The following is a 6,720-nucleotide window of genomic DNA, read 5'->3' as shown; positions in this document are numbered from 1 at the left end:
CGCGCACCCTCCTCCCCCTCGCCGCCCTGGCGCTGCTCGCCGGCGCCAGGGCGGCGAGGGGGAGGAGGGTGCGCGGGGCCATCAACGGGTACTCTGGTGCATGGGGCCGTCGCCGTCGAGCCAATGGCCGGCATGTTGCCCCAGGAGGCTGGCCGCCGTCCATTGCGCGGGCGCCGGCGTAGGCGCCAAGCTGTTTGCTGCAGTGCAGCGAGCAGCGGGGGCAGTAAGGCCCCATTATGCGATGTATTTGGGAAGCTTTTATCGGGCATAGTAGACTCCACCCCGATCAAGGAGGCCTTTATGGATTCGTTCAAGGCGTGGCGCATCCCCTACCAGGGCGGTGAGGCCGAGGGCGGCGTGCAGGCCCTCGCCCGCGGCGATCTGCCGGAGGGCGAGGTGCTCATCCGCGGCGCCTACTCGTCGCTCAACTACAAGGACGCCCTGGCGGTCACCGGCAAGGGCAAGATCGTGCGCAGCTTCCCCATCACGCCGGGGATCGACGTCGCCGGCACGGTGGCGGAGTCCTCGGCGGCGGGCATCGAGCCGGGCGACGAGGTCCTGGTGACCGGCTGCGGGCTCGGCGAGGTCCACGACGGCGGCTTCGCCGAGTACGTCCGCGTCCCCGCCGACTGGGTCGTGCCCCTGCCGGCGGGCTACACGCCGCGCCAGGCCATGGCGGTGGGCACCGCCGGCATGACGGCGGCGCTGGCGCTGATCCGCATGGAGGCCGCCGGGCAGCGCCCCGAGGACGGCGATATCCTCGTCACCGGGGCGAGCGGCGGCGTCGGCAGCCTGGCGGTGGATATCCTGAGCAACGCCGGCTACCGGGTGGTGGCCGCCTCGGGCAAGGAGTCGGCGGCGGCGCACCTGCGCGAGCTCGGCGCCAGCGAGGTGGTCAAGCCCGAGGCGCTGGCCCGCAGCCAGCGCCCCCTGGACAAGGAGCGCTACGCCGGCGTCGTCGACAACGTCGGCGGCGAGCTGCTCTCCGAGCTGCTGCCCTGCGTCGGCCTCTACGGCAACGTCGCCGCCATCGGGCTGGCGGGGGGCACCAAGCTCGACGCCACGGTGATGCCCTTCATCCTGCGCGGGGTGAGCCTGATCGGCATCAGCGCGGCCAACTGCCCGCGCTCGCTGCGCCTGGAGGCGTGGCGCCGCCTCGGGGCGGACCTGCAGCCCACCCACCGCGACGACATCGTCGCCGGCGAGGTCGGCCTCGAGGGGCTGCGCGAGGCCGCCGAGGCGATGCTCGAGCGCCGCACCACGGGCCGCACCCTCGTGCGCCTCGGCGACTGACCCGTCCGGGAGGAGCCCGCCATGACCGACCCCCAAGCCTCCGCCGGCCGCCGCTTCCGCGAGGCGGTCCGCGCCGAGCGGCCCCTGCAGGTCGCCGGCGCCGTCAACGCCTACGCGGCGCTGCTCGCCGAGCGCGCCGGCTTCCGGGCGCTCTACGTCTCCGGCGCCGGCGTCGCCAACGCCTCCTACGGCCTGCCGGATCTCGGCATCACGCAGCTCGCCGACGTGGCCGAGGACGTGCGCCGGATCACCGACGTCACCGCGGCGCCGGTGCTCGTGGACGTCGACACCGGCTTCGGCGGCGCCTTCAGCGTCGCCCGCACCGTGCGCGAGCTCACCCGCGCCGGGGCCGGCGCCCTGCACATCGAGGACCAGGTCCAGGCCAAGCGCTGCGGCCACCGCCCGGGCAAGGAGCTGGTCTCCACCGCCGAGATGGCCGACCGGGTCAAGGCGGCGGTGGACGCCCGGCCCGATCCGGAGCTGGTGATCATGGCGCGCACCGACGCCCGCGCCTCCGAGGGGCTGGAGCCGGCCCTGGCGCGGGCCGAGGCGTACGTCGAGGCGGGGGCCGACATGGTCTTCGCCGAGGCCGTGCCGAGCCTCGCCGACCTGGAGGCCTTCACCGGCCGGCTCCCGGTGCCGGTGCTGGCGAACATCACCGAGTTCGGCAAGACGCCGTACTTCACCTGGGAGCAGCTGCGCGATGCGGGGGCGGGGCTGGTCCTCTACCCGCTCTCGGCGTTCCGGGCCATGAGCCGCGCCGCCGAGCAGGTCTACGCCGCCATCCGCAGCGAGGGGACGCAGGAGGGCGTGCTCGATCGCATGCAGACCCGCGAGGAGCTCTACGAGGTGCTCGGCTACCACGCCTACGAGCGCAAGCTCGACGAGCTCTTCGGCCGCGATACCTGAACCTAGACGAGGAGGCACTGCCATGAGCGAGGAGAAGAAGGCGGGCGCGGGCCTGCGCGGCCAATCCGCCGGCGAGACGGCGCTGTGCACCGTCGGCAAGGAGGGCACGGGGCTGACCTACCGCGGCTACGACGTGCGCGACCTGGCGGCGAGCTGCCAGTTCGAGGAGGTCGCCTACCTGCTGCTCTACGGCGAGCTGCCCGGCCGCGCCGCGCTCGACGCCTACAAGCGCCGGCTGCGCGAGCGCCGCGAGCTGCCCCCGGCGGCCAAGGCGGTGCTCGAGCAGATCCCCGCCGACGCCCACCCCATGGACGTCATGCGCACCGGCTGCTCCATGCTCGGCACCCTCGAGACCGAGGAGTCCTTCGCCGAGCAGAGCGAGGTGGCCGACCGGCTGCTGGCGGTCCTGCCGTCGATCATCACCTACTGGTACCGCTACAGCCACGACGGCGTGCGCATCGACACCGCCACCGACGACGACTCCATCGGCGGCCACTTCCTCCACCTCCTCCACGGCGCGCCCCCGAACGCCCTCCACGAGGCGGTGATGAACGTCTCGCTCATCCTCTACGCCGAGCACGAGTTCAACGCCTCGACCTTCACCGCCCGCGTCTGCGCCTCGACGCTCTCCGATATGCACTCGGCGATCACCGGCGCCATCGGCACCCTGCGCGGCCCGCTCCACGGCGGCGCCAACGAGGCGGCCATGGCGATGCTCGAGCGCTGGTCGTCCCCCGAGGAGGCCCGCGCCGGCCTGCAGGGGATGTTCGAGCGCAAGGAGAAGGTCATGGGCTTCGGCCACGCCATCTACAAGGAGGTCGACCCGCGCAACGCCGTCATCAAGGAGTGGTCGCGCAAGCTCGCCGAGGAGGTGGGCGATACGGCGCTCTTCCCCGTCTCCGAGGCGGTGGAGCAGGTGATGTGGGACGAGAAGGGGCTGTTCGCCAACGCCGACTTCTACCACGCCTCCGCCTACCGCTTCATGGGCATCCCGACGAAGCTCTTCACCCCGATCTTCGTCATGTCGCGGCACAGCGGCTGGGCCGCCCACGTCATGGAGCAGCGGGCGAAGAACCGCATCATCCGCCCGAGCGCCGACTACGTCGGCCACGAGCTGCGGCCGGTGCCGCCGATCGACGAGCGCTGAACGACAGGAGCGGGCGGCCCGCCCCGGCAGCGGCCCCGCGCCGAGATTGCAGAGGAGCCCCACGGCATGAGTGCAGAGATCCGCAACGCCCAGCGCCCCGACCCGGACGCCGAGCTGGTGGCCATCGCCGACTACGTCGCCGGCCAGGCCATCGACTCCGGGGAGGCCTACGAGACCGCCCGCTACTGCCTCATGGACAGCCTCGCCTGCGCCATGATGGCCCTCGGCTACCCGGCCTGCACCAAGCTCCTCGGCCCGGTGGTCCCCGGCGCCGAGATGCGCGACGGGGTGGTGGTCCCGGGCACGCCCTACCGGCTCGACCCGGTCCAGGGGGCCTTCAACATCGGCGCCGCCATCCGCTGGCTCGACTTCAACGACACCTGGCTGGCGGCCGAGTGGGGCCACCCCTCGGACAACCTCGGCGGCATCCTCGCCGCCGCCGACTACGAGAGCCGCCGCCGCCTGGCGCTCGGCAGGCCGGCGCTGACCGTGCGCGATGTCCTCACCGCCGCTATCAAGGCCCACGAGATCCAGGGCGTGCTGGCGCTGGAGAACAGCTTCAACCGCGTCGGCCTCGACCACGTCCTGCTGGTGCGCCTGGCCACGGCGGCGGTGACCACCCACCTGCTCGGCGGCAGCCACGAGGACGTCGTCAACGCCGTCTCCAACGCCTGGATCGACGGCGGGGCGCTGCGCACCTACCGCCACGCGCCGAACACCGGCTCGCGCAAGAGCTGGGCGGCCGGCGACGCCTCGGCCCGCGGCGTGCGCCTGGCGCTGATGAGCCTCACCGGCGAGATGGGCTACCCCTCGGCGCTGACCGCCAAGGGCTGGGGCTTCCAGGACGTGCTCTTCGGCGGCGAGCCCATCCGCCGCTCCCAGGCCTACGCCAGCTACGTCATGGAGCACGTGCTCTTCAAGATCGCCTACCCGGCGGAGTTCCACGCCCAGACGGCCGTCGAGGCGGCCATGCAGCTCCATGCGGAGGTGGCGCCGCGGCTCGACGAGGTCGACCGCGTGGTCATCGAGACCCAGGAGGCGGGCGTGCGGATCATCGACAAGACCGGCCCGCTGGCCAACCCGGCCGACCGCGACCACTGCATCCAGTACATGGTCGCCGTGCCGCTGATCCACGGCCGCCTGACCGCCGCCGACTACGAGGACGACGTCGCCGCCGACCCGCGCATCGACGCCCTGCGCGAGCGCATGGCGGTCACCGAGCACGAGCCGTTCTCCCGGGACTACCTCGACCCCGAGAAGCGCTCCATCGGCAACGCCGTGCAGGTCTTCTTCCAGGACGGCTCCAAGACCGAGCGCGTCGCCGTCGAGTACCCCATCGGCCACCGCCGCCGGCGCGAGGAGGGCATCCCCGTGCTCCAGGAGAAGTTCCACGCCGCCCTCGCCGAGCGCTTCGCCCCGCGCCAGGCCGACGCCATCGCCGCCGCCGTGGCCGACCAGCGGGGGCTCGAGCAGATGCCGGTCCACGAGTTCATGGACCTGTGGCGGGCCTGAGCGGGCCGGCTTCCGGTCCCCGGGGCCGGACCTTTACACTGCGCCGTTCCAGGCGTGTCGCACCAGGGGGGAGCACCACGTATGCCGGAGGAGGACCCGGAGCGCGAGCCCAGCGCCCGGCCGGAGCCGGGCGCCCAGCAGGCCAGCAGCGGCGGCGAGGCGCCGGCCGTCAGCGCCGGCACCCTGGCCATGGCCGTCTACGTCCTCTACCTCGTCGCCCCCTTCGTCGGGGGCTTCACGGCGCTGGTCGGCGTGATCCTCGCCTACGTCCAGCGCGAGGGCGCCGAGCCCTGGCTGCGCACCCACTACGACAACCAGATCAGCCTCTTCTGGTGGTCCCTCGGCGCCGTGGCCGTCTCCTTCGTCCTGGCCTTCATCGGCATCGGGGTGCTCCTCTACCTCCTCTGGCTGGTCTGGCTCCTCGTGCGCGCCACCGTCGGCCTGGCGGAGCTGAACAACCGGCGGGCCCTGGCGAGCCCGCCGTCCTTCCTCACCGGGCGTTGAGGGAGAGCGGAAGCTCGATGCAGACCATCCGCGACGTGCCGGCGGCCGCCCTGGGCCGGGGGGGCCTGATCACCCCCCGCGACTGACCGCCATGCAAGCCCTCCTCGGCCTCCTTGTCTTCATCGGCCTCGCCTGGCTGCTCAGCGAGCGCCGCCGCGCCTTCCCGTGGCGGGCGGTGGCGGCGGGCCTGGCGCTGCAGTTCCTCCTCGCCGGGGTGATGCTCGGCGTGCCGGCGGCGCAGCAGGCCTTCCTGGTGGCCAACGAGCTGGTCCTCGCCCTCGACGAGGCCACGCAGGCGGGCACGGGCTTCGTCTTCGGCTACCTCGGCGGCGCCGAGCCGCCCTTCAAGCCCGAGGGCGCGGGGGATACCTTCATCCTCGCCTTCCAGGCGCTGCCGCTGCTGCTCGTGGTCAGCGCCCTGTCGGCGGTGCTCTTCTACTGGCGGGTGCTGCCGCTGCTCATCCGCGGGCTCGCCGCCGCGCTGCGCCGGGGCCTGGGCATCGGCGGCGCCCTGGGCCTGGGGAGCGCCGGCAACCTCTTCCTGGGCATGGTCGAGTCGCCGCTGCTCATCCGCCCGTACCTGCAGCGGATGCAGCGCAGCGAGCTCTTCGCCCTGATGGCCACGGGCATGGCGACGCTGGCCGGGACCATGCTGGTCCTCTACGCCTCGATCATCGGCGCCGTGCTCGACGACGCCCTCGGCCACCTGCTCGTCGCCTCGCTGTTGAGCCTGCCGGCGGCGCTGCTGCTCGCCGCGGTCATGGTCCCGCCCACGGGTCCGCCCACCGAGGGCGGCCTCGAGGCGGAGGCGGAGCCGGCGAGCGGGGCGATGGACGCCCTCGTCCAGGGCACGCTCCGCGGCCTCGACCTGCTGCTGCAGATCGTCGCCTTGCTGGTGGTCGTCGTCGCCCTGGTGGCGCTGGTCAACAGCGCCCTGGGCCTGCTGCCGGCGGTCGGCGGCGAGGCGCTGACCCTGGAGCGGATCCTCGGCTGGCTCTTCGCGCCGCTGGCCTGGCTCGCCGGCATCCCCTGGGAGGAGGCCGCCAGGGCCGGCTCGCTGCTCGGCACCAAGACCGTGCTCAACGAGATGCTCGCCTTCCTCCGCCTCGCCGAGCTGCCGGAGCAGGCCCTCTCCCCCCACAGCGAGCGGATCCTGGTCTACGCCCTGGCCGGCTTCGCCAACCTCGGCAGCCTCGGCATCCTCATCGGCGGTCTCGGCGGGCTGGTCCCCGAGCGCCGCCGCGAGGTCGTCGAGCTCGGCCCCCGCGCCGTGGCCGCCGGGACGCTGGCGACCCTGATGACCGGGGCCGTGGTCGGGCTGCTGGATACCGCCGGGCTCGCCTGAGCCGGCGCGG

Annotated in this window: 6 protein-coding genes; all 6 read left to right on the top strand. The window is 73.3% G+C overall.

The genetic code is table 11. The features are described 5' to 3' along the window. The first annotated feature begins 300 nt into the window (after positions 1–300). The 6 genes from CKO13_RS01800 (at position 301) to CKO13_RS01775 (ending at position 6,710) form a co-directional block, all read left to right on the top strand. Positions 301–1,293, top strand: coding sequence for a YhdH/YhfP family quinone oxidoreductase (locus CKO13_RS01800; RefSeq protein WP_200256232.1), 993 nt, complete (start codon positions 301–303; stop codon positions 1,291–1,293). A 21-nt stretch (positions 1,294–1,314) separates the two neighbouring features. Beyond that, positions 1,315–2,202: a methylisocitrate lyase gene (prpB, locus tag CKO13_RS01795; RefSeq protein ID WP_200256231.1), complete on the top strand. Its 888-nt coding sequence runs from the start codon at positions 1,315–1,317 to the stop codon at positions 2,200–2,202. Positions 2,203–2,224: 22 nt separating this feature from the next. Then, positions 2,225–3,349 carry a bifunctional 2-methylcitrate synthase/citrate synthase gene (gene prpC / locus CKO13_RS01790; protein ID WP_200256230.1) on the top strand — a complete coding sequence of 375 codons (1,125 nt, stop codon included), beginning with the start codon at positions 2,225–2,227 and terminating at the stop codon, positions 3,347–3,349. Positions 3,350–3,415: 66 nt separating this feature from the next. Beyond that, positions 3,416–4,861 (top strand): bifunctional 2-methylcitrate dehydratase/aconitate hydratase, encoded by a 1,446-nt coding sequence (locus tag CKO13_RS01785; protein ID WP_200256229.1) that lies wholly within the window; start codon positions 3,416–3,418, stop codon positions 4,859–4,861. Positions 4,862–4,942: 81 nt separating this feature from the next. Next, the gene (locus CKO13_RS01780) at positions 4,943–5,365 is read left to right on the top strand and encodes a DUF4870 family protein (RefSeq protein ID WP_200256224.1); all 423 of its coding nucleotides are present in this window, start codon (positions 4,943–4,945) and stop codon (positions 5,363–5,365) included. Between the two features lie 82 nt (positions 5,366–5,447). Then, positions 5,448–6,710: a NupC/NupG family nucleoside CNT transporter gene (locus CKO13_RS01775; RefSeq protein WP_200256234.1), complete on the top strand. Its 1,263-nt coding sequence runs from the start codon at positions 5,448–5,450 to the stop codon at positions 6,708–6,710. Positions 6,711–6,720: the final 10 nt, after the last annotated feature.

It is taken from the genome of Halorhodospira neutriphila, assembly GCF_016584055.1.
Taxonomy (GTDB): domain Bacteria; phylum Pseudomonadota; class Gammaproteobacteria; order Nitrococcales; family Halorhodospiraceae; genus Halorhodospira; species Halorhodospira neutriphila.
The sequence above is the reverse complement of the archived record's forward strand: the minus strand, read 5'-3'. Positions and strand labels throughout refer to the sequence as shown.

Bases quoted from the DNA above. Each gene is read 5' to 3' on its own strand.
- prpC (WP_200256230.1), top strand. From the start codon at position 2,225: ATGAGCGAGGAGAAGAAGGCGGGCGCGGGCCTGCGCGGCCAATCCGCC.
- CKO13_RS01800 (WP_200256232.1), top strand. From the start codon at position 301: ATGGATTCGTTCAAGGCGTGGCGCATCCCCTACCAGGGCGGTGAGGCC.
- prpB (WP_200256231.1), top strand. From the start codon at position 1,315: ATGACCGACCCCCAAGCCTCCGCCGGCCGCCGCTTCCGCGAGGCGGTC.
- CKO13_RS01785 (WP_200256229.1), top strand. From the start codon at position 3,416: ATGAGTGCAGAGATCCGCAACGCCCAGCGCCCCGACCCGGACGCCGAG.
- CKO13_RS01780 (WP_200256224.1), top strand. From the start codon at position 4,943: ATGCCGGAGGAGGACCCGGAGCGCGAGCCCAGCGCCCGGCCGGAGCCG.